At 36.4% G+C, this 20,965-nt stretch carries 18 protein-coding genes; 14 read left to right on the forward strand and 4 right to left on the reverse strand.

Features of this window, described 5'->3' with window-relative positions:
• Nucleotides 1–22 precede the first annotated feature (22 nt).
• From lptE to BT999_RS09110, 4 genes are all read right to left on the reverse strand, one after another.
• The gene (gene lptE, locus BT999_RS09095; protein WP_084650671.1) at nucleotides 23–559 is read right to left on the reverse strand and encodes an LPS assembly lipoprotein LptE; all 537 of its coding nucleotides are present in this window, start codon (nucleotides 557–559) and stop codon (nucleotides 23–25) included.
• On the reverse strand, nucleotides 560–3,061 hold the full coding sequence (gene leuS / locus BT999_RS09100) for a leucine--tRNA ligase (protein ID WP_072697478.1): 2,502 nt from the start codon (nucleotides 3,059–3,061) through the stop codon (nucleotides 560–562).
• A 1,331-nt stretch (nucleotides 3,062–4,392) separates the two neighbouring features.
• Nucleotides 4,393–5,205: a cache domain-containing protein gene (locus tag BT999_RS09105; protein WP_143145534.1), complete on the reverse strand. Its 813-nt coding sequence runs from the start codon at nucleotides 5,203–5,205 to the stop codon at nucleotides 4,393–4,395.
• A 193-nt stretch (nucleotides 5,206–5,398) separates the two neighbouring features.
• Nucleotides 5,399–6,295: a hypothetical protein gene (locus BT999_RS09110; protein ID WP_072697480.1), complete on the reverse strand. Its 897-nt coding sequence runs from the start codon at nucleotides 6,293–6,295 to the stop codon at nucleotides 5,399–5,401.
• A gap of 293 nt (nucleotides 6,296–6,588) precedes the next feature.
• Here BT999_RS09110 and BT999_RS09120 point away from each other — a divergent pair, with 293 nt between their 5' ends.
• From BT999_RS09120 to BT999_RS09185, 14 genes are all read left to right on the forward strand, one after another.
• Nucleotides 6,589–8,826, forward strand: coding sequence for an FUSC family protein (locus BT999_RS09120; protein WP_072697482.1), 2,238 nt, complete (start codon nucleotides 6,589–6,591; stop codon nucleotides 8,824–8,826).
• 206 nt (nucleotides 8,827–9,032) lie between these two features.
• Entirely contained in the window at nucleotides 9,033–9,611 is a 579-nt protein-coding gene (locus tag BT999_RS09125; protein WP_072697483.1) for a DUF4390 domain-containing protein, read from the forward strand.
• A gap of 18 nt (nucleotides 9,612–9,629) precedes the next feature.
• Nucleotides 9,630–11,819: a sensor histidine kinase gene (locus BT999_RS09130; protein ID WP_072697484.1), complete on the forward strand. Its 2,190-nt coding sequence runs from the start codon at nucleotides 9,630–9,632 to the stop codon at nucleotides 11,817–11,819.
• Between the two features lie 141 nt (nucleotides 11,820–11,960).
• Nucleotides 11,961–12,716: a YggS family pyridoxal phosphate-dependent enzyme gene (locus BT999_RS09135; RefSeq protein WP_245791003.1), complete on the forward strand. Its 756-nt coding sequence runs from the start codon at nucleotides 11,961–11,963 to the stop codon at nucleotides 12,714–12,716.
• Nucleotides 12,717–12,730: 14 nt separating this feature from the next.
• On the forward strand, nucleotides 12,731–13,489 hold the full coding sequence (locus BT999_RS09140; RefSeq protein ID WP_072697485.1) for a motility protein A: 759 nt from the start codon (nucleotides 12,731–12,733) through the stop codon (nucleotides 13,487–13,489).
• Between the two features lie 76 nt (nucleotides 13,490–13,565).
• Complete coding sequence (locus tag BT999_RS09145) at nucleotides 13,566–14,438, forward strand: OmpA/MotB family protein (RefSeq protein WP_072697486.1); 873 nt, start codon at nucleotides 13,566–13,568, stop codon at nucleotides 14,436–14,438.
• Complete coding sequence (locus BT999_RS09150; protein ID WP_072697487.1) at nucleotides 14,439–15,167, forward strand: OmpA/MotB family protein; 729 nt, start codon at nucleotides 14,439–14,441, stop codon at nucleotides 15,165–15,167.
• Between the two features lie 113 nt (nucleotides 15,168–15,280).
• A complete protein-coding gene (locus BT999_RS09155; RefSeq protein ID WP_072697488.1) occupies nucleotides 15,281–15,805 on the forward strand; it encodes a flagellar basal body-associated FliL family protein in 525 nt (174 codons plus the stop codon).
• Between the two features lie 109 nt (nucleotides 15,806–15,914).
• Nucleotides 15,915–16,415 carry a flagellar motor switch protein FliN gene (gene fliN, locus BT999_RS09160; RefSeq protein ID WP_072697489.1) on the forward strand — a complete coding sequence of 167 codons (501 nt, stop codon included), beginning with the start codon at nucleotides 15,915–15,917 and terminating at the stop codon, nucleotides 16,413–16,415.
• Between the two features lie 225 nt (nucleotides 16,416–16,640).
• Complete coding sequence (fliO, locus tag BT999_RS09165; RefSeq protein WP_072697490.1) at nucleotides 16,641–17,303, forward strand: flagellar biosynthetic protein FliO; 663 nt, start codon at nucleotides 16,641–16,643, stop codon at nucleotides 17,301–17,303.
• A 224-nt stretch (nucleotides 17,304–17,527) separates the two neighbouring features.
• Nucleotides 17,528–18,199 (forward strand): flagellar type III secretion system pore protein FliP, encoded by a 672-nt coding sequence (gene fliP / locus BT999_RS09170; protein WP_072697517.1) that lies wholly within the window; start codon nucleotides 17,528–17,530, stop codon nucleotides 18,197–18,199.
• Between the two features lie 31 nt (nucleotides 18,200–18,230).
• Entirely contained in the window at nucleotides 18,231–18,500 is a 270-nt protein-coding gene (fliQ, locus tag BT999_RS09175; RefSeq protein WP_072697491.1) for a flagellar biosynthesis protein FliQ, read from the forward strand.
• A gap of 36 nt (nucleotides 18,501–18,536) precedes the next feature.
• Complete coding sequence (locus tag BT999_RS09180) at nucleotides 18,537–19,772, forward strand: transporter substrate-binding domain-containing protein (protein ID WP_072697492.1); 1,236 nt, start codon at nucleotides 18,537–18,539, stop codon at nucleotides 19,770–19,772.
• Between the two features lie 77 nt (nucleotides 19,773–19,849).
• Nucleotides 19,850–20,926 (forward strand): 3'-5' exoribonuclease YhaM family protein, encoded by a 1,077-nt coding sequence (locus BT999_RS09185; protein ID WP_072697493.1) that lies wholly within the window; start codon nucleotides 19,850–19,852, stop codon nucleotides 20,924–20,926.
• Nucleotides 20,927–20,965 lie beyond the last annotated feature (39 nt).

A 20,965-nucleotide genomic window follows, 5' to 3' on the forward strand; every position in this document is an offset into this window, starting at 1 on the left:
TTTAATTAAATACAATAAAACGTTAAAAATTATTTTTCATTTGGTCAACAATACGTCTCATAAGCAAGGTAGCAAGCTCTTCGCTGTTGTCTCGGTCTATTAATCTTTCAGAAAAATCCGTTTCCGAAATATAACCGCTTTCCCAGACTTTTTTATTACTTACTCCGTCATAAACAATTAAATTTAAAGTTAAATTTATATTATAAAGTTGAGTGTTGAAAGTATCGTCAAAGGTTTCGCCTCGGTCGGTAAATTGTTTTATTTTAAGTTCCAAGGTATAATCGGAAACGCCGGAATCAACCCATTTTGCCATATGTCTTGCACTTATTTCTTCTCTTAATTGAGAACGAAGCAAATATCCGATAGTTGTATTCATTGTGGGGTTATCAACGCTTTTTATTCTGACTGTTTTTGTTCCGTCGCCAATTACGCTAGGAAACTTAGTTGCCCTTTGATAACCGCAACCGCTTAAAATCAATATAAAAGCAAAACACAAACACCAAAAAAAGCGTAAAAAGCCATTGTGGCGAAAAGGGGTTGTGAGCGACGTTATTTTCATTTAAGCAACCACGATATTTATAAGTTTACCCGGAACATAAAGCTCTTTTTTAATGCTTTTACCTTCAATATGTTTAACAATATTAGGTTCGGCAAGGGCAAGGGCTTTAACCTCAGTTTCCGGCATTGAGCTTGCGACTTCTATCTTGCTACGCAATTTACCGTTGATCTGAATAACAATAGTCATCAGGTCTTTTTCCAAAGCTTTTGGATCATAAGTCGGATACGTTTGAGTAGCCAAAGGCTCTTTGTGTCCTAAATTTTCCCAAAGTTCTTCGGTAAAATGCGGAACAATCGGTTGTAATAAAGTTAATATTGTCGCAATGGCTGAAGACAAAACTTTACGCCCTTGTTCGCTTTGTTTTAAACTGTCTTTATTTTGGTAAACAACGTTGACAAGTTCCATAACCGCAGCAATCGCCGTATTAAACTGAAACTTTGTATTAATGTCTTGTTCAACCTTTTGCACGGTAAAGTGTTCTTTATAACGTACTTCTTTGGCTTCGGGGCTTGTAACATCAGCCTCGGTTGAAGCACACGCCACGCAAGTAGTTAACTCTGGCAAGAGTTCTTCGACCAAACGCCAAACTCTTTGTACAAAACGAAACGCCCCTTCTATTCCGCTATCTGTCCAGTCAAAATCTCTTTCGGGCGGTGCGGCAAAAAGACAAAATAAACGTACGGTATCTGCCCCATATTGTTCAATCATTTCAACAGGAGAAACAACGTTACCCTTTGATTTTGACATCTTTAAACCGTTCATCAAAACCATGCCTTGAGTAAGCAAGTTGGTAAACGGTTCATCAATTCCCTTTAAATAACCCGTATCTCTTAAGGCTTTAGTAAAAAAGCGAGAGTATAAAAGGTGCAAAATAGCGTGTTCGACTCCGCCAATATATTGATCAACGGGCAACCAATAAGAAGCGGCTTTTTGATCAAAAGGTTCTGTGGTAAGTTGACTGCTTGTATAACGAGCAAAATACCATGAAGATTCAACAAAGGTATCAAGTGTATCTGTTTCACGTCTGGCTTTTTGACCACACACAGGACAGAGACATTCATAAAAAGCCGGTGTTTCGGGTAAGGGAGAACGCCCGTCTTCACGATTTTTAACTTCTAATGGTAAAATTATCGGTAAGTTCTCTTCTTTTTCAGGGACAACACCGCATTTATCACAATAAACAGCAGGGATAGGAGCACCCCAGTAACGCTGGCGAGAAATGTTCCAATCTCTGATCCGCCACTGTACTTGGCTCTTAGCTTTATTTTCTTTTTCAAGTTTAGCAATAATTTTAAGTTTTGCCTCTTCGTTGTCTACTCCGTCAAATTCAGCGGAATTAACAAGAACGCCGGTATCAGCATAAGCTTCGGTCATTTCTTCTAACTTTAAGCTTTTATCTTGTGGATTTACAACCACTTTAATCGGTAAATTAAATTTTTTCGCAAACTCAAAGTCTCTTTGGTCGTGAGCAGGAACAGCCATAACCGCACCGGTTCCATAACCATAAAGTACAAAATTAGCGACCCAAATTGGCATTTTAGCGCCATTAACTGGGTTTATGCAATAAGCTCCGCTAAACACGCCTTCTTTTTCAAAAGTCGGTGAGTTACGGTCAGCACTGGATATTTTTTTGCTTTTTTCAATAAAGGCGTTAACGGCAGCGGCTTCGGGTTTATCTTTTATTAAAAGTTGAACGAGAGGGTGTTCGGGGGCTATACTCATAAAAGTAGCCCCATAAATAGTATCGGGACGAGTACTAAATACGGAAATATCTTTAAACCCTTCAACAGGTGTTTCAAGTTCAAAGACTAACTCTGCTCCAATAGACTTTCCGAGCCAGTTCCTTTGCATATGAATAACTCGATCGGGCCAACCTTTTTCGATTTTATCCAAATCTTGCAACAATTCTTCGGCATAATCGGTAATACGAACAAACCATTGCGTTAATTCTTTTTGAACAACAATATCATCACAACGCCAACACTTGCCGTCAATAACTTGTTCGTTAGCTAAAACCGTATGACATTTTTCACACCAGTTTTGGGGTGCTTTTTTGCGATATAAAAGACCTTTTTCCCAAAATTTTAAGAAAAAGAGTTGTTCCCAACGGTAATATTCGGGGGTACAAGTTGCGAGTTCTTTGCTCCAATCATAAGAATAACCAAGACGTTTGAGCTGAGTCTTCATCGTTTCAATATTGGAAAAAGTCCACTTAGCAGGGTGGGTTGCGTTTTGAATAGCGGCGTTTTCCGCAGGCAGACCAAAAGCGTCCCAACCCATTGGGTGAAATACGTTAAAGCCTTTCATGCGTTTAAAACGGGCAATAACATCACCGATACAGTAATTACGCACATGGCCCATATGAATATTTCCGGAAGGGTAAGGAAACATTTCGAGGCAATAATATTTTGGTTTTGTTTCATCAACGACGGCTTTAAATTGTTCTTCTTGTTCCCAACGAGCCTGCCATTTTGTTTCGATAACTTGAGTGTTGTATTTCATATTAATGGAATATCCCGGATATTATGTTAGTTTTAAAGTAATATTTAGATTTAAAATATAAATATACACTTTAAACTTTTTTATCGCAAGAGCTTAAAGCCAGAGTAAAAAGCCTTTTTGAAAAAAGAAATATTATGGAATTATAGATCGTATTTAATTATTATACTTAAGTTTTTTCATGATTATGCCTTCATATAATAAACTTGTTTTTATTATAACTTTATTATTTAAACCTTATGCACTCACGAAATAAATTTTATTGGTCGTCTCCGACGGGGGAAAGGGTTTTATGTGAAACCCTTTCCAAACCCCACAACAGGGCTGCCGCCCTGTACCCGCAAACGCATCACGCATTAGTTGATGCCTGTCGGCATCAAAAGTGGGTACGCACCATGGTCTCTTTTAACGGCGACTTCGTTTTAACATCTTAGCACCCCAAAAAAGATCCGAGTAAGCTTATCTAACGAGGATTTCGTTTGGGTATTTTACAGCCCCAAAAAATGACATGAGTAAGCTTAATTTATTTGCAATCCATTGAAAAACCAATGCTCTCACGAAATTAATTTTATTGGTCGCCTTCATTTCTATTTAATACACTTAATTATTACAAAATGCTTCAAACATTATTAATTTTTTCCAACAGCATAGTTTTAATTTGCCAATGAAAGAAACCAAGGTGCGTTCAAACTTTTGATGCCGTTAGGCATCAACTAATGCGTGGTGCGTTTGCGGGTACAGGGCGGCAGCCCTGTTGTGGGGTTTGGAAAGGGTTTCACATAAAACCCTTTCCCCCGTCGGAGACGACCAACAAAATTAATTTCGTGGGAGTATGAAGTTTAAATAATAAAGTTATAATAAAAATAAATTTTATTATGGGTATATGAGGCGACCTAAGGGAGTGAATTTCGTGGAAGTATGGAGTTTAAATAATAAAGTTATAATAAAAATGTAATTTTATTATAGGTATTGGAGGCGACCGAAAGAGGTTGCTTTCGTGGGAGTATGAAGTTTAAATATAATATAATAATAAAATGAATTTATTATATGAATAGTCGGAGACGCCCCAGAGAGGTTGATTCCGTGGGAGAGTTGGTTTTAAACAAATTATAATAATTAAGTATTATTAAGTATAATTATTTATATGGAATAGTCGGAGACGAACAAAAAAATTTATTTCAGGAGAGTAAAATTATAAAAAGAAATCCCTTATGCCTTTGGAAGTAAAGCTATAAAAAATATATTCGATATATCAAAATAAGTGCTGTTCTCTTCTAATTCATTTTATGCACTATGTAAAAAATATAATAAGAAAACACCATCAATGCGTTTCCTTAACGCTTTTTCTTGGTTAGCGGAGAGTCTTTAAACAATTTGCAATATACCAAAAAAATCAACAGACTACAAAAGCACAACAATGAAAAAAATAAAAACCATTTAAAGACTGTTTTTTGTAAAGTATTGACCCTGACATCTATTGTAGAAATTTCTGTCAAAGCTGTTGTGGCGACCTTGTTTTCAATCAAAACTGATTGTGCGGGCAATTTTTGTTGCAACAAGGCTAAAAAGTCATCTTTGGGTTGTTGTGCATATTTTCCGCTTGTTAAAATTCGCCAAGACATAATCCAATAATTACTGTTTTTTAGCGGAGCAACATAAGCACGTCGCAAGGTCCATTCCGTTGAGCCTTGGTTGTGCATTGCATATTCTACAAAACCGCCGCCTTTGCTTGCTTTTTTTAACATATCTTGCACGAAATAAGACCCGGTTAAATCATAAACATTAATGAAATTAACTCCAACACTATCGGGAATTAAAGGAGAATAAATCACAACGCCGCCTTCCCAGAGAGAAATATCGGCTTCGGCTTCTTTTTGAATAAAAATCCCATCAAGCGACTTTTTGACGAGTGCTTGTTGTTCTTTTGGATCAAGCCCTTGTATTAAATTTCCGAGTACATCAGACAAAACACTAAGACTTGCCTGAAGGCGAAAGTCTTCTTCGGAATATATTTCTTTTTGCCTTGTAATAAGTTCGCTGTCTTTAAAGCTTAAGCCGATGGTCTCTTCCGCCACGCTAACAAGAGGCAAAAAAGTAAGGCAAGAAATCACGCACAATAAATAAAAAATTCGTATATTTACAAACATTAACACATAATTCTCTGTTGATCAGGTTAGCAAGATAAAAATTATTTTCGGCACAAAATGAACGCTAGCATAAAATTTATAAATAAAAAAGCTATTAATAAAGAAATTAAGATCATTGTAAGGTTAGCGTTTCATTCTTTGCATTATTTTACATGAAGTGTCTTGATTCGCAAATTTTTTTTATAGCTTGTTTTTACTTTAAGCGAGGTTTAATTCCAAGCACATTAGGCACACTTCGGTCTCCTAAAAAACCAAGGCTGAGGCTTAAAGCGGCTTGTCCAAAGATTTTTGTTTTTGGTAAACCAACCCATTTTTTTATTCCATCAGATGTTTTTAACAATAAGCCCGCTTCTTGTCCGCCTTCCACATACATAAGGGCGGTTAATAAAGTTTTGGTTTTTTCTCCGTCTGATTCCGTTAAGCGTAACTTAAGAATTTCAGCTATTTTTGCAGGGTTTAAAGGGGTTTGACAAAAAATAAAATAGATATTTCCATGTCTGTCTTTACCCAATAAAGTCATGCTGTGTTCAACTCCTCGATCTTTCCATAAAATATTGCCATTGGCATCTAAAATTCGGAAATTTTGGAAAACAGTTTCATATTTTTCCAATAACTCAACAAGCTTGGGGTTGTTTTTATCTAAAATATCCACAAATGGAATAGTTTTATTTAAAGTATCTGAGCTGTTTCTAGGCGTGCTGACAAAAAAAGCACCTAAGCGAGGAGAAATTTTAGCATTGTTGATATGCTCTTTATTTCGCATCAAACCTATACTGCTGACTCCGTCTGCCTGATACATACTGGCATTCATAACGCCAAAAAGTCGATAATCTTTGAGCCAACGGCTAAGAGAACGCTTTACACCGTCTTGGCTTTCCATCAATAAAACCAGCTCATTATACTCAGGGTTAATACGCAACAAGATAATTTCGCTGTTTAAATCGTTTGTGGTTTCGCCGTTTAAAGGAAGGAAAGAGAGGTCTAGTCCTTTTTCTATGTTTTCCCAACTTGGAAAAATATTTTCTTGTGCTAAAGATGTTTGTGTCAACAGGTTAAAAAAAAGACAAAACAAAACGAAAATACGAAACAAAAAATATCTTGAAATACTTTTTTCGATAATGTTACCCGTTGTAAATTTTTTTGTAGAAATAAAGAACATAAATTTAAAGAGATAAGGCTAAAGTTAAAGGCGTTGTAAAAAGAGAAAACAGCTTGGATAACATCACGGTTTAATTCCAATAAATTATTTTCTCGCATTAAATATGCCGATTCTTTTTTTCTTATTCTATCAATATCTAAAAAACATAACAATAAATATTGTTGTGTTTTTGGGTTTAAAAGTATTATATAAAAAATATACACAATACATCACGAATAAACGACATGAATATACATACTTTAAAAAAATTTGTTACAAATACCGAACAACATCAAATTTCACTGAATGCCGCACCACGCTTGGAATATGGTTTTAAGTTTCACTTAATTAATTTAAAAAATTTTTTAATTGAGGAATTAAAACCTTTTCCCGGAAGAATCGAGCTTGTTACTCAAATTCTTGTTTTGTCAATTATTTGGGTTATTTTTGCTATGTCTTTGGAGCTTCCCGATATTTGGCTTTCGGTTTATGTAATTTTTCTTACTTCGAGAAGAGACGCAATGTCTACGGCAATGGCGGGAATGGCGACGCTTTTGGGTTGTAGTATCGCTTTGATCCTTTGTCTTTTAATGCTTTCTTTGACAGCTTCGGAACCGGCATTACGCATTCCTTTAATGAGTATTTTTATCTTTATTGGTATGTATGCTACCTCTATTTTGGAGGCGGGAAGACTCGCCTTGTCTATTGCTAGTATGTTGGCGATTATGTTTGGTGTTGTCGACTCGGTTAATACGCCCGAAGAGTTGACCAGAAGCTTACTTTGGATCTGGCTTGCTTATGCCGGTCCTATTTTATTGTTGGTTATAACCAATTTGATTTTTTCAAAAAATCCGGCAAGACTTTTTGAAGAAGAGCTCAGAACACGTATTAGGACTTCGGCTCTTGCTTTAAATAAAGGACCAAAGTCAAAGGAATTTAACGAATTTTCTTTGCTTTATCATAAAGGTATGATCCATTTAAGAGAGCTACAACACATGGCGTGTTTAAGTTCAAAAAAATATAAAAAGAGAAGAAACGAAGATTTAGCTCTTATTTCGATGATAGATAGGTTGATGGCGTCTATTTATGCCCTTGAAAATGCCCCGGAACAAAACGAACAAAGTCAAGTATTAATGCACAAATGCGGAATTTGGTGTTTAAAAATTAAAGATGCTTTACGCAAGAAAAAAGATTTTAAATCAACATTAATTAAAGCGACTTTTTCCGATGAAGAAATAACCGCCCTTCCGCCTTCAAGCGTTCCGCTTTTTTTGAATCTTTTGGAACGTATAAATACGCTTTTATTGGCGGTTAGCCAACGCCGTGAAATAACGATTCCGCTTTTAAATCCAAATTTGCAAACAAAAACTCGCTCGACCATACAAGAATTTACCGGTGTCTTTGTGCCTGATGCCTTTACTAATCCGGAATATTTGTATTTTAGTTTGAAAACGACCTTAGCCGCTATGCTTGCTTATCTTTTTTATATGGGAACAGACTGGCACGGACTTCGCATCAGTGTTGTTACCTGTATTATTGTTGCCCGAAGCAGTTACGGCGAAACTATTCACCGCCTGACCATGCGTTTGCTTGGTGCTATGGTTGGAAGTTTTTTTGGGGTATTGGCGATTGTTTTTATTATACCTTACCTTGATTCTATAGTCGGATTAATTTTACTGCTTGCTTATGGCGGATTTTTTTGTGCATGGGCAAGTACGGGAAGTGAGCGAATCTCGTTCTTTGGGCTACAAATGTCTTTAGCCTTTTTCTTATGTATCTTACAATCTTTTGGCCCTAGCTTTAACCTGTTGCTGATTAGAGACAGTATAACGGGTATCATGATTGGTAACATTATTATGAGTATAGTCTTTTTTGTGCTTACTCCAAGTTCGGCAACAAAACCCATGAGAACTGCTATTGCCAAAAACTTTGATATTTTAAGAAAAATGCTTTTATTGGAAAATAAACAGGAATATAGCGAAACCAACAAAGCCTTGCCGGAACTAAGATCAAGATTTGAGCGTAATATGAATACAATTCGTGGTTATTTGCCTTTTGTAACCTTAGAACCAAGGAGTATGCATTCAAGAAAACCCGGAAGCTCAAGGGCAGATATGCTTTTACTCGAGGCTCTTTTTATTTCTGTTAATACAATAGCCGAACACCACCCGCCGGAAAGAATTCAACGCATTTTAAGCCCGGCACTAAAACAAGCGATTTGGTATTGTAACCGCGAACTAGCGGGTTGGCTTATTCATTACGCTTATATGGTAAAAACAGGTAGCCCGATAAGACCTTATCGTCAAAGACAATATTACCAAGCTCTAAAAAAAGCGACCGAAGAAATGATGTTTTCTTATGATAGTTCGCCGCTTTTACGCATACACCTTCAAGCAAGATTAAAATGGTATGACCTTTTGTATACACAAATCGAACTAGCGGGTTTAAGGGAACAAAACACGTTAACCGCTCAAATAGAATAATTTTAGCGGAAAAGTTTTGGCTTAAAATATTTCTTTATTCCGTTTCTGATTTTTTATATAGTAATCGACAAAAGAGTAAAAGAGTGTTTTCTGGTTGACCAAATACTAAAATTTGCTAACAATTATCTCTTAAAATATTTTTCAACAAGAAACATATCACATATATAACCTATATTGTTTTCGAGTATTCTAAAAAGTAAAAACCGATGTATAAACCGCGTATCATTTTTGGCATTTTTGCCCTTATTATCTTTTTTTTCAGCTCTTATCCAAAAAGCAAAGCGGAAAATATCGAATTAGTAAGCACAAATACACAGGTCAACATCATCGGCGATCAATTAAAAATTAGTACAGACCTTAAACTTGAGGGGCTTGCACAAATAAGAGCCATGTTAAAAGATGGGGCGGTTTTAAGCCTTGAGCTTGATTATAGCTTAAATAAAAAACGCACACTTTGGTTTAACGAACAATTAACAAAATATGTTTATGCAAGCACCCTGCTTTACGATCAACTCAGCCGAGAGTTTTTAATCTATCTTCCAAACAACGAAACCCCAAAAAGAGACAAAAAACTTAATCGTCTGATTGAGGAAAATTGGAAACAAATAAGCATAAACTTTAATACTTCGGTTTTAAATCAAAGCACGGAAAACGAAACCTATAAGCTTGATTTGACTTTAACCTTGCGACATAAAGAACAACCGCCTTGGCTTTCAAAAACTTTATTGTTTGTTCCGGATATAATTACCTCAACAGACAAACAAAGTATAGACTTCGTTTATTAAGCCTTAAAGGAATTACTTATGACACAAGAGCTTAATAAACAGAGCGAAGAAGCTTTAAAAAAGAAACGGATCATGCGAACTATAGCGGCATCGCTCTTGATTTTTTTGATGATTCCCGTTGTTGCTATGCTTCAAGTCCAATATTTTGGAATAGACTCTTTTATTTTTCTTGCTTTGTTTAACGTAAATCTGGTTATTGTTTTATTAATCCTTTTTGTTGTTATACGAAACGGAATTAAACTGTTGTTGGAAAAACGCAATAAAGTTTTAGGCAGTAATCTAAAGACAAAGCTTGTCGGAACCTTTATGGGGCTGACGATTATTCCTTGTGCCTTAATGTTTTTAATCAGTACAAAGTTTGTACAAATTTCCGTTGATTTTTGGTTTCAGGAACAGGTGGAACAATCGATTAACTCAGCCCTTGAAGTAGGGCAAATTATCTTTCAAAAACTTGACGAGCGTCTGGAAAAATCAGCTCAGCTTATAGATGTTCAACTACCTCTTACAACCACAGAAGCAACTAATTCAAACGAAACAAGTACAGACAATAGAGCCGAACTCATAAATCAGATTCTTGAAACTCAAAAAACACAACTTCATCTTTCTTTTATCGCCGAATATTCTCAAAAAAACAATTTGATGTTTTGGAGTGGTGAAAATCGCTTTGAAAAAATAGCCGAAACTGCTTTAAACTCTGTTGGGCAAGAGGCTTTAAACGACCGTGGCTTTTATTCTCTTGTCATCAGTGATAATAATAAAGATTTTAGCGTAGGTATATTAAAACGCAGTAACCAACATTTATTGGTGTTTGGTGAAAATTTGGGCTTTGGTTTTAAAGAAAAACTAGAACAGATTTCAAGCGGAGTTAAAGAGTATAAACGTTTGAAAAAACATAAACTTCCTTTAAAGTGGATGTTGTATCTTTCGCTTGGAATTGTTTCAATGTTGATTATTTTGGGAGCTATGTGGATAGCTTTTAAAATCGCTCAAAGTTTAACCTCGCCGGTTCAGCTTTTGGTAGACGCAACCGAGCGTATTTCAAAAGGCGATCTTTCGGTGCGTATCACCGAAACATATCATGACGAGTTAGGCTCGTTAATTCATTCTTTTAATAAAATGGGCGGAGATTTAGAACTAAACCAAACAAAATTAAAAGAACAAGCCCTTGCCCTTGAACAACACAGTCAATATATCACGACGGTCTTAGATAATATCGCTTCCGGGGTTATTTCGTTAAATCACGAAGGCAAAGTTACTACGGCAAACAAAGTTGCCTTAGATCTTTTTAAACTTTCGGAAAAAGAATTTATCGGACATTATATTCACGAATTTTTATCTGAGGAAGAAATAAAAACCATTAAAACCATTCAAACTTATTTGAGCCGAAAAAATCGCTCGTGGAAAAAACAAGTTACTCTGCATATAGGAGATAAAAATCAGCGTTTATTGATTAGTGCCGATAGTTTAAAAGAAAAAAACAATCAAGATTCAGGTATTGTTATTGTTTTTGAAGATATAGCCGAACTTGAACGTATGCAAAGAATGGAGGCGTGGCGTGAGGTTGCCAAACGCGTCGCCCATGAAATAAAAAATCCGCTTACTCCGATCAAGCTTTCTGCTGAACGTTTGCAACGTAAATTTGGTAGAGAGATTAACGACCCGGCTTTTGCACAATGTACCGGCGTGATAGTCAGACAGGTTGAAAATATGCAAAGCATGGTGCAAGAGTTTTCTGCTTTTGCCAAAGTTCCTGAGGTTGTTTTAAAAGAGACTGACCTTATTCCTATTTTAAACGATACGGTTACTCTTTTTAAAAATAGCCACCAACATATTAAATTTATTTGTGAATATCCTGAAACAATGCCCCATCTTTATCTTGATGCCGATGCGATTCAAAGGGCGTTTATCAATATTATACAAAACGCTGTTGACGCTCTTGATAATGCGGAAAATCCGGAAATAAAAATAATCTGTACTCAAAACAAACAAAATTACACACTCAACATAGACTTTATCGATAACGGAAGCGGAATAAGCCCCGAAGAACAAGAACGTATTTTTGAGCCATATTTTTCAATGAAAAAAAGCGGAACCGGGCTTGGGCTAACGATAGTGCGTTCAATTATTAATGACCATAAAGGCTATATTAAAGCCTTGGATAACGATGGAAAAGGGCTTATCATTCGTGTTGAACTACCTCTTAACTAAATATTGATTTTATTTAACATAAAAAATATTTTATTTTCAAACAACTATAAACTTTATATATATAGTGAACGATAAGCAAGATAAGCTTTGATATAAATTTATTATTTTAAGGTCAAAAGCGAAATTAAAAGGACTTTTAAAGTGGCGACCCAAAACGTTATCCCTGATACTCAACGAAGTATCTTAATTAATAATCTGAAAAACGTAAAAGAACGTATCGCAAAATCTGTCTTAAAAAGCGGAAGAGAAGAGGGCGAGGTTAAGCTTGTGGCGATTTCAAAATTTCACGCCACGGATTATATAGAAACACTTTTTCATGCCGGTCAAAGTTTATTTGGTGAAAATTACCTGCAAGAAGCAAGGGAAAAGCAAGAAGAACTTAGAGCCTTGTTTGGTATAAAATGGCATTTTACAGGACATATTCAAAGCAAAAAAGCCAAAGAAGTTTTGGGTAATTTTGAATTGTTACATACTATAGACTCTTTAAATTTGGCTCAAGCCTTAGATAAAGAATGGCAGAAAAAGTTAGATAACGGAATTATGCTTCCACCTCAAAATATATTGCTTCAAATCAATACGGGAAAAGAAGTGCAAAAAAACGGTGTTTTCCCTGAACAATTACCATCTTTGGCTGATTCTATACAAAAATTTAACTCAATTTCAATAAAAGGCTTAATGTGCTTGCCTCCTTTTGCCGATAATCCGGAAGAGAGCAGGGAACACTTTATATTGTTAAGGGAATTAAAAGAAAGGTTGAGCGTACAGCTTGGTATTGATTTGCCCGAACTTTCAATGGGAATGTCAAACGACCTTGAGGTTGCAGTTGAAGAGGGTGCAACTTTTGTTAGAATAGGAACCGCTCTTTTCGGTGAACGAACTAAAAACACAAAACAGTAAAGCGGAGTGTATATATGGATTTAGCAACAATTTTAGGCTTAGCCCTTTCATTTTCTTTAGTAACAATGGGTATGATGTCAGGCAGTGATCTCTCGACCTTTATCGATCCTCCCTCTGCTCTGATTGTTTTTGGCGGTACACTGGGAGCGACCTTAACTCACTATCCGCTGAATACCGTATTGACTTTAGGTAAGGTTATCAAAAAAGTTTTAACCGCAGAAACAGTTCCGGTTTCCGCTGTTGTTAGCCAATTTACCGACTTTGCCAATAAAGCGAGAAGAGAAGGGATTTTATCGCTTGAAGCTTCAATAAAAAGTATTGATAATCCTTATTTAAGAAAGGGTATGCAACTTGCCGTTGATGGACTTGATCCGGTTGGTATTCAACAAATACTCGAAAGCGAAATAAACAACACTGAAAGTCGCCATAACGTAGGTATAGATCTTTTGAACGCAATGGCATCATATGCTCCCGCTCTTGGTATGATCGGAACGGTTATCGGTCTTGTTCAGATGTTAACGAAAATGGACGACCCGAGTAAAATAGGTCCGGCGATGGCGGTTGCCTTGATCACAACCTTTTATGGGGCTGTTTTGGCAAACCTTGTTTTTTTACCCATGGTTGGAAAGTTGAAACACCGCTCTCGAGAAGAGATTTTGATTATGGAGATGCAGATGGAAGGCGTTTTAGCTATTTCACGCGGTGAAAACCCTCGTGTACTTGCAGAAAAATTAAGTAGCTTCCAGTCTCAACAGCTTAGAGAAGAAAAATAACTCATCGCTTTTATGTTTCAACTCAAACCGTACAACTAAAACCTTTTTATTAAATTAAACTTTAGATAATAACAATATGCCACTCAAAAAGAAAAAACCGGAAGAACAAGGCTTGCCAAGGTGGATTATGACATATTCCGATGTCATGACCCTGCTTTTAACTTTTTTTGTTGTTTTGGTGAGTATGTCAACGATAGATTCAAAGCGCAAACGTGAAGTTTTCGGTTCGCTGTCTGCAACTTTTTCCCCAAATGAATTTCACAGTCCAACAACACCTGTAAGCAAAGAAAATAAAGTACTGGAAAAAGCTCCGGGGGTGATGAACGATTTAAAAGATATGGAAGAGATTAAAAACAAAATATTGGAAGAAGACCTAGAGCTTGACTTTCAAGAAAACAAAAACGTACAAATTCTCTCTATTCAAAACGATGTATTATTTCGTCAAGGTGAAACGGAGTTAAGCCCTAAAGGAAAAGCTCTTCTTTCGCGTCTTGCCGTTTATCTTATGTCGGTCGACTACCCTTTATTGTTGGCAGGGCATAGTGCGGGGATGCGCGATGAATTTGGAACCAGTTTTGAAGATGAAAAAAACTCTGTGGAATTAAGCCCGACTTGGCTATTGTCTTTAAAAAGAGTACAAAGCGTTTATCGTTTTTTTGTGTCAAAAGGTGTTCCCTCAAATATGCTACAAATGGAAGCTTTTGGAAAATATAGACCAAGATATGATATGCATAGAGCTTTTGAGCGTCAAAAAAACCGTCGTGTAGATATTGTTCTTGATAAACGCAATTTGGAATGGGCAAAGAAAATGACTAGTTTGACAACAGATACTCCCGTTCCTGAAAATTTCAGCTTTAAAGATTTTGAATTTAAACTGACTATGCCACCTCAACCTCAGAAAAATATTGATCAAAGCCTTGGCGATCAAAATATGCGAGGCACGAAATAAATGGCAAGAAAAAAAAAGAGAGCAGACTCTCAAGCCAGTGATGCGTGGCTTGTTACCTTTTCAGATTTAGTTACTTTACTCTTAACTTTTTTCGTTTTACTTCTTAGTATGTCGAGTATGGATCACGAGATTATCTCTCGGATAAGCCTTGCTCCCCCTGGTATGCAGCAAATCGGAGCCGCAGGCGGAGCAACTCCAAGCACACGTATTAAGGTTGTTAAAGAGATTCTTGAAGACCCTGAAACTATTATGAAAAACAAAGACAAGCTGAAAGATTTACTTTTGCCTGATGTAAATCTTCCTCCTACTATCAACAGAAAAGAAGCCCTGAACGATATAGAAATTTTACAACACCCCGAAGGAATTGTCATAGCCTTGACAGACAGGTTGGTTTTTGAAGATGGTTCTTATACCCTTACACCCGTTGCAAGAGAGGTTTTAAATACGGTTTCCGACGTACTTAACTTTTCTACCGCAGACGTGAATATATCAGGACATACGGACAATACAACCTACCCTAATGTTAACAGTTTTGAGCTGTCTGGTTTTCGTGCTTTATCTGTTTTGGAACATTTTTTGCTTAAGGGGCATAGACCGGCTCGTTTTTCTGTTAGCGGATACGGAGCGGACAGACCCTTGTTCCCTAACGATGGTTCCGATAACAAAATTAAAAACAATAGAGTTGAAGTTTTATTAAAAACAACACAATGGTTAGGACGCTATACCTAGCCTTTAAAAACATAAAAAATATGATTGTTAAATAGCGTTTTATTGTTTAGTATACTTAATACTTTTGATAATTACTGAATAAAATACCAAATCATATAGGTAAGGAGCGTAAGATGGCTGAAAATGAAAAAGAAAAAAAATCAGGTAAAGGCAAGTTTATTATTATAATTTTGGTAATATTGGCCCTACTTGGTGGCGGTGGCTTTGCCGCTTGGAAATTTTTATTGCCGATTATCAATAAAACGGAAAGCGTTGCAACCGAAGGCGGACATGCCCCAGGTGGCAGTACCGGCAGTACCGGTGAAGCTAAAGACAATAAAAATGCAAACACTCTTGAAACCTCAATAGTTACCTTGCCTACCTTTGTTGTTAACCTTCAAGACCCGGTAGGAAGACGTTTTATTAAACTTAGTATGGACATTGATGTTGTCGGTTCCGGCGTAAAAGACGATATAACCAGACTTATGCCACGCATTAAAGACACCATTAACATGCTCTTGTCGAGCAAGTCTTATGCTGATCTTGCCATGCCTGAGAGTAAAGTTTTATTAAAAAGTGAAATAGTAGAAAGAGTTAACCTTGTTTTAGGTGGCTCAAAAGTAAAAGATGTCTACTTTACCGAATTTATTATTCAGTAGCCTTAAGACTCTTTAATATTATTGACAAAGATACTTTTAAGGCTGTTAAATTTTATAAAACGGCAATAATAACCCAAAAATAACCACCCTGATTATATAGGAGAAGCTCATGGCAGAAAATGAAGAATTAGATCCTTTTGCCCTCGCTGCAGAAGCAGACGCCAAAGCCGGAGAAAATAGCGAAGAAGAAAATGACAAATTAGCGGCCGAATGGGCGGCGGCTCTGGCAACCGACGAGCAGGAAGTCATTAAAGAAGAAAAGGTAAAACAAAACTTAGCCGCATCAGCTTCTGATGCCGTTTTTAAAGACTTAACCGAAGAAGCGCGTTCCCCTAAAGCCGAAAGCGGCAGGCGTGAGTTAGATTTTATCTTGGATATTCCGCTTGATGTTTCTGCTGAACTTGGGCGTACTCGTTTATTAATCAATGAACTTTTACAACTTGGTCAAGGTTCTGTGGTTGAGCTAAATAAACTTGCAGGTGAACCTTTGGAAATATATGTTAACAGCAAATTGGTCGCCAGAGGCGAAGCCGTTGTTATTAACGAAAAGTTTGGCGTTCGCCTAACCGATATTATCAGCCCTATGGAAAGAGTAAAGCAACTTGGATAATAAACGTGGGTTTGCCTCGATGTTTTTTTCTTTTAAAAAAGCGTACTAGTTGGCTTTTTATTTAAAGCTGAATAGTGGCAAGCGAAGCATTCTTTAATGGTTGAATCTAAATTAAATTAGTTGTATTGTTCAGGCTGATTCAGATAACTGACTGTCTGAACAATTTATTTTAAACAACCGCCGTTGCGGTTAAACATTTTTTTTAACAAGATTGCGATATAAAATATGACAAACCTGTTTAAATATAATCTTAGTTGTTTTTTGTGTGCGACGTTTTTATCCGTGCTTTTTTCTTCGCCCGTGCTTGCGGAAAATATTTATTTAACCCAAGCCCAACCTAATTATATTGAACCAAGCAATTTGAAACAAAATTATTCCCAAAATCAAGTTGGCTCGAATACAACTTATTCCTCTCAACAAAATGGGGAATATAACCAAAATAACGCTTATTCTCAACCGGCCTCTCAAGCCCAGAATATTCAACCTCAAGTTCAAGCTCAAACCCAAGCTCAGATTAAAACAAAAACCCAAGACCCAAGCAATAACGCCACTGACTTAACTTTTACATGGGGTGCTTATTTAAAGGGAATAGGGGCTGTTTTTTTTCTTTTAACGGTTCTTTTGCTTTGTCTTTGGTTTGTTAAAAGATACGGAGTAGGCAAGTTTAAGGCTTACAAAAATAAAGCAAGCAACCTTGAACTAATTGAAAGTATTAGCGTTGGTCCAAAAAAGAATATTGTTTTGCTTCGTGCAAAAGAACAGATGTTTTTAATTGGACTTAGTGATACAAATATCAACATGCTTGGTGAAGTTTATGGCGATCTTGATGAAACTCCAAAACAAAATACAAGTAAGAAAAAGCAAACCGCAAATAATCTTGAGATATAAATAATAGTTAACACAATAGACTAAAAGATTGTTTTATATTATCATTAATTAAACCCATCAAAACGATAAATATAAAGAATATTACAATGAAATTATACAGGCTAAAATTAAATTCGCTGTACCAGCTGATCAAAATACATAAAGTGCATCTTTTAATGTGTTTTCTTGTTTCAAGTTTTGTCTGTTTAATCTTAAATTCCAATGCCTTGGCGGCTCCGTCTGATATGCTAAAGCTTTTTATGGCGGGTGATGCTACAGAACCTGAAAAGGTTTCCATGTCTTTGGAAATTTTGTTTGCTTTAACTGTATTGTCGCTTGCTCCTGCGATTGTTATGACGGTTACTAGTTTTACACGCATAATTATCGTATTTCACTTTGTTCGCCAAGCTCTTGGAACGCAAACACTTCCACCAAACCAAGTTTTAGCCAGTCTTGCGATTTTTATGACTTTCGTGATTATGTTGCCGGTTGGCAAAAGAATAAACAACGAAGCTCTTCAGCCATATCTTGAAGAGCGACTCAGCTTTGCCGAGGCCCTTCCAAAAGCCGAAGCTCCGCTTAGAGATTTTATGTTTAAACAGACTCGCGAAGACGACTTGGCTGTTTTTTATGCAATAAGCAAAATGGAAAATCCAAAAAACAAAAATGAAGTACCAACGTTAATGTTGGCTGCTGCCTTTGTTATTAGTGAGTTAAAAACAGGTTTTACTATCGGATTTTTGATTTATATACCGTTTTTAATTTTAGATATGGTTGTTTCGAGTGTCCTTTTAGCTATGGGTATGATGATGTTGCCGCCGATGATGGTTTCCATGCCGTTTAAACTTTTACTTTTTGTTATGGTCGACGGTTGGAACTTGTTGGTTGGTTCGCTGGTAAACAGCTTTATTTTATGACTTTGTTTTTTATTTAAAAAAGAGGTCAATAATGACTCAAGATTTTGTTATTGGTTTTGGCAGGCAATCTATAGAACTCGCCTTGATAATTTCTCTGCCTATGTTGGGAATAGGTCTTATCGTTGGGCTTATTGTTAGTATTTTCCAAGCGGCGACCCAAATACAAGAGATGACTTTAACGTTTATTCCCAAAATTATTTGTATCTTTTTGGCTCTGCTTTTTAGCTTTCCTTGGATTATGGATAAAATGATTACCTTTACACGAGAAGTGTTTACCAACATTCCTCTGTATATTAAATAGTTTTTTAAAGCTACGACCACGGTTATGAGAGGTTTTATGTATAAAAATAGTTATTTGCCGTTTTATCTAAAAACAAGTATCTTACTTTTAAGTCTTGTATCGTTCTTTTTTTCCTTGCCTAATTTCTTGTCTGCTCAAACCGCACCCCAAATTACAACCTTGCAAGGACAAGCGGGAGCCAGCAAGCTCGGGGGTTTACCTCGTGTTGTTTATGGTTTTGACCGTGAGTTTCCTCCTTTTTCTTTTGAAAATCCGGGTGGAAAAGCAACGGGTTTTGAAGTAGAGCTACTCGAACTTTTATTTAAAGATAGGGCAAAACTTTTTTATCGCCCCTTAAATTGGAATATGGTTCAATTGGAACTCGCCGAAGGGAAAATACAAATTACCTCAGGCATGGTTGAAACCAAAGAACGAGCCAAATTATTTTATTTTTCAAAAGAACCAACTTTTAGAACAAGTATAGTCGCCTTTACTAAGGTTTATAACCGAATTCCAAATCTAACATTTTTAAGAGGTCAGCCGGTTGCGGTTGAAAAAGGCTCTTATCAACAACGCCTGCTTGAAGATTTTGGCGGAATAAACATTAAGCTTTATCCAACAAAATCCGACGCCTTGTTTGCTCTTGCCAATGACGATGTTGCCGCTTATTGCGGCCCTCGAGAAAGCACATATTTTATGTTGCGAAAATTAAATATAACGGCGGTAACAACGGTTTCAACGCCTTTTGGTTTTACTGATATGCGTTTTGCCATTTCAAAAGAACGCCCCGATCTTTTAAAGTTTGTCAACGATAGAATGGACGAAGTAGTTAAAAGTGGCGAATATAACCAACTTTATCGTCGTTGGTTTGTTCAAGAGCTAAATGAAATAGAAATAAAAGCCTTGATTGATAAAGCCAAAGAGGCGAGTCTTGCCGCTTATGCTCCATTTTCCAACAAGAATATGGGTGCCGCCGTCTTAACGGCTACGGGCAATATTTATATTGGCTGTAATGTGGAAAATGCTCAAAAAGAGCTGACTCTTTCCGCTTTACAAGGTGCCTTGGCTCGTACGGTTAGCGAAAAAGAACTTGAAATAAGAGCCGCCTTAATGGTAGACGCAAACGGCAATATCGTTACGCCGAGTGCCACTGATTACCAATCTTTTTATCAGCTTAACCCGGGAACTTTGTTTGTTATAGAGCCTGAAAAAAATAAACGCCAAACTTATACGGCCGCCGAATTGCTTTTAAACCCGACTCTTCCCAAACCTATTGATCTAAATATTGAATAATTTTTATATTTTCATAATCAAAAAAGTATTATAAACTGACAACGTTTATGATACTTTTTTATTTTTGCGGAGTAGATATGCCTCTTACAACTGAAAAAAAATATATTAATGAAATCAAAGCAAATGAAGATATTTTCAGTATATTCTTGCTTTCTAAAGCAGAACAGGCACAAGCCAAAAACGGCATGTATTGGCGTATAGAGTTAAAAGATGCAACAGGTAGTATCGAAGGGAAAATATGGAGTCCGCTCAGTTCAGCGTTTAGCGAGTTGCCTGTTGGACAAATCGTTGAAATAAAAGCAAAATCGACTACTTACAGAGATAAGATCGACTTAAATATTGAAGCTTTGGCTTTTTTATCCGAAGAGGAAACAGCTCAAATAAATTTAGCTGACTTTATCGAAAGTTCGACTCAAGATCCTGAACTAATGTTGACAGAGCTAAAAGAATTATGCAAAACTTATTGTTATCATAAACCTTTAAAAAAATTCCTGCTTTTAATTTTAAAAGACGAAGAAATTACACGGCTTTTAAAAACAGCCCCGGCAGCCAAAAGTATGCACCACGCTTTTGCCGGAGGATTACTTGAACATACCTTGTCTGTTACTAAATTATGTTTAAAAATCAGCGAACAATATCCTCAACTTGATAAGCAAATTTTGTTGGCGGGGGCTATTTGCCACGATCTTGGGAAAATGTGGGAAATGAGCGGTGGGTTAAGCAATGAGTATACCGACGAAGGCTTATTAATAGGGCATATTCAGATTATTATAGAAAAACTTGAACCATTTCTAAAAAAATCTGGTCTGGAAACAGCCTTGGCATTACATTTAAAACACTTAATTTTAAGCCACCACGGTTATTACGAATTTGGTGCTCCAAAATTGCCGCAAACAGCCGAAGCCTTGATTTTGCATTATGCCGATAATATTGATGCAAAAATGGATCAAGTAAAAACCGCATTAAATACTATTCCCGAAACAGAGACGGGTTGGAGCAAATATTTAAAGAGTTTGGAGCGTTCGGTTTATAAAGCCGAACAAACTCCGCAAGCTCTAAGACAAAATTTGGAAACTCAGACCAACCTTCTTGAGCAAAATCAAGAAAAAAACCTGCAATGTGCCTTGCCTTTTAATTTTGAAAATTATAATTAATCCAAAAGACATGTTTAATTAAAAATCTTATTATTAAAA

This window comes from Desulfovibrio litoralis DSM 11393, assembly GCF_900143255.1.
GTDB lineage: Bacteria > Desulfobacterota > Desulfovibrionia > Desulfovibrionales > Desulfovibrionaceae > Frigididesulfovibrio_A > Frigididesulfovibrio_A litoralis.

Bases quoted from the DNA above. Each gene is read 5' to 3' on its own strand.
- lptE (WP_084650671.1), bottom strand. From the start codon at position 559: ATGAAAATAACGTCGCTCACAACCCCTTTTCGCCACAATGGCTTTTTA.
- leuS (WP_072697478.1), bottom strand. From the start codon at position 3,061: ATGAAATACAACACTCAAGTTATCGAAACAAAATGGCAGGCTCGTTGG.
- BT999_RS09105 (WP_143145534.1), bottom strand. From the start codon at position 5,205: ATGTTTGTAAATATACGAATTTTTTATTTATTGTGCGTGATTTCTTGC.
- BT999_RS09120 (WP_072697482.1), top strand. From the start codon at position 6,589: ATGAATATACATACTTTAAAAAAATTTGTTACAAATACCGAACAACAT.
- BT999_RS09125 (WP_072697483.1), top strand. From the start codon at position 9,033: ATGTATAAACCGCGTATCATTTTTGGCATTTTTGCCCTTATTATCTTT.
- BT999_RS09130 (WP_072697484.1), top strand. From the start codon at position 9,630: ATGACACAAGAGCTTAATAAACAGAGCGAAGAAGCTTTAAAAAAGAAA.
- BT999_RS09140 (WP_072697485.1), top strand. From the start codon at position 12,731: ATGGATTTAGCAACAATTTTAGGCTTAGCCCTTTCATTTTCTTTAGTA.
- BT999_RS09145 (WP_072697486.1), top strand. From the start codon at position 13,566: ATGCCACTCAAAAAGAAAAAACCGGAAGAACAAGGCTTGCCAAGGTGG.
- BT999_RS09150 (WP_072697487.1), top strand. From the start codon at position 14,439: ATGGCAAGAAAAAAAAAGAGAGCAGACTCTCAAGCCAGTGATGCGTGG.
- BT999_RS09155 (WP_072697488.1), top strand. From the start codon at position 15,281: ATGGCTGAAAATGAAAAAGAAAAAAAATCAGGTAAAGGCAAGTTTATT.
- fliN (WP_072697489.1), top strand. From the start codon at position 15,915: ATGGCAGAAAATGAAGAATTAGATCCTTTTGCCCTCGCTGCAGAAGCA.
- fliO (WP_072697490.1), top strand. From the start codon at position 16,641: ATGACAAACCTGTTTAAATATAATCTTAGTTGTTTTTTGTGTGCGACG.
- fliP (WP_072697517.1), top strand. From the start codon at position 17,528: ATGCTAAAGCTTTTTATGGCGGGTGATGCTACAGAACCTGAAAAGGTT.
- fliQ (WP_072697491.1), top strand. From the start codon at position 18,231: ATGACTCAAGATTTTGTTATTGGTTTTGGCAGGCAATCTATAGAACTC.
- BT999_RS09180 (WP_072697492.1), top strand. From the start codon at position 18,537: ATGTATAAAAATAGTTATTTGCCGTTTTATCTAAAAACAAGTATCTTA.
- BT999_RS09185 (WP_072697493.1), top strand. From the start codon at position 19,850: ATGCCTCTTACAACTGAAAAAAAATATATTAATGAAATCAAAGCAAAT.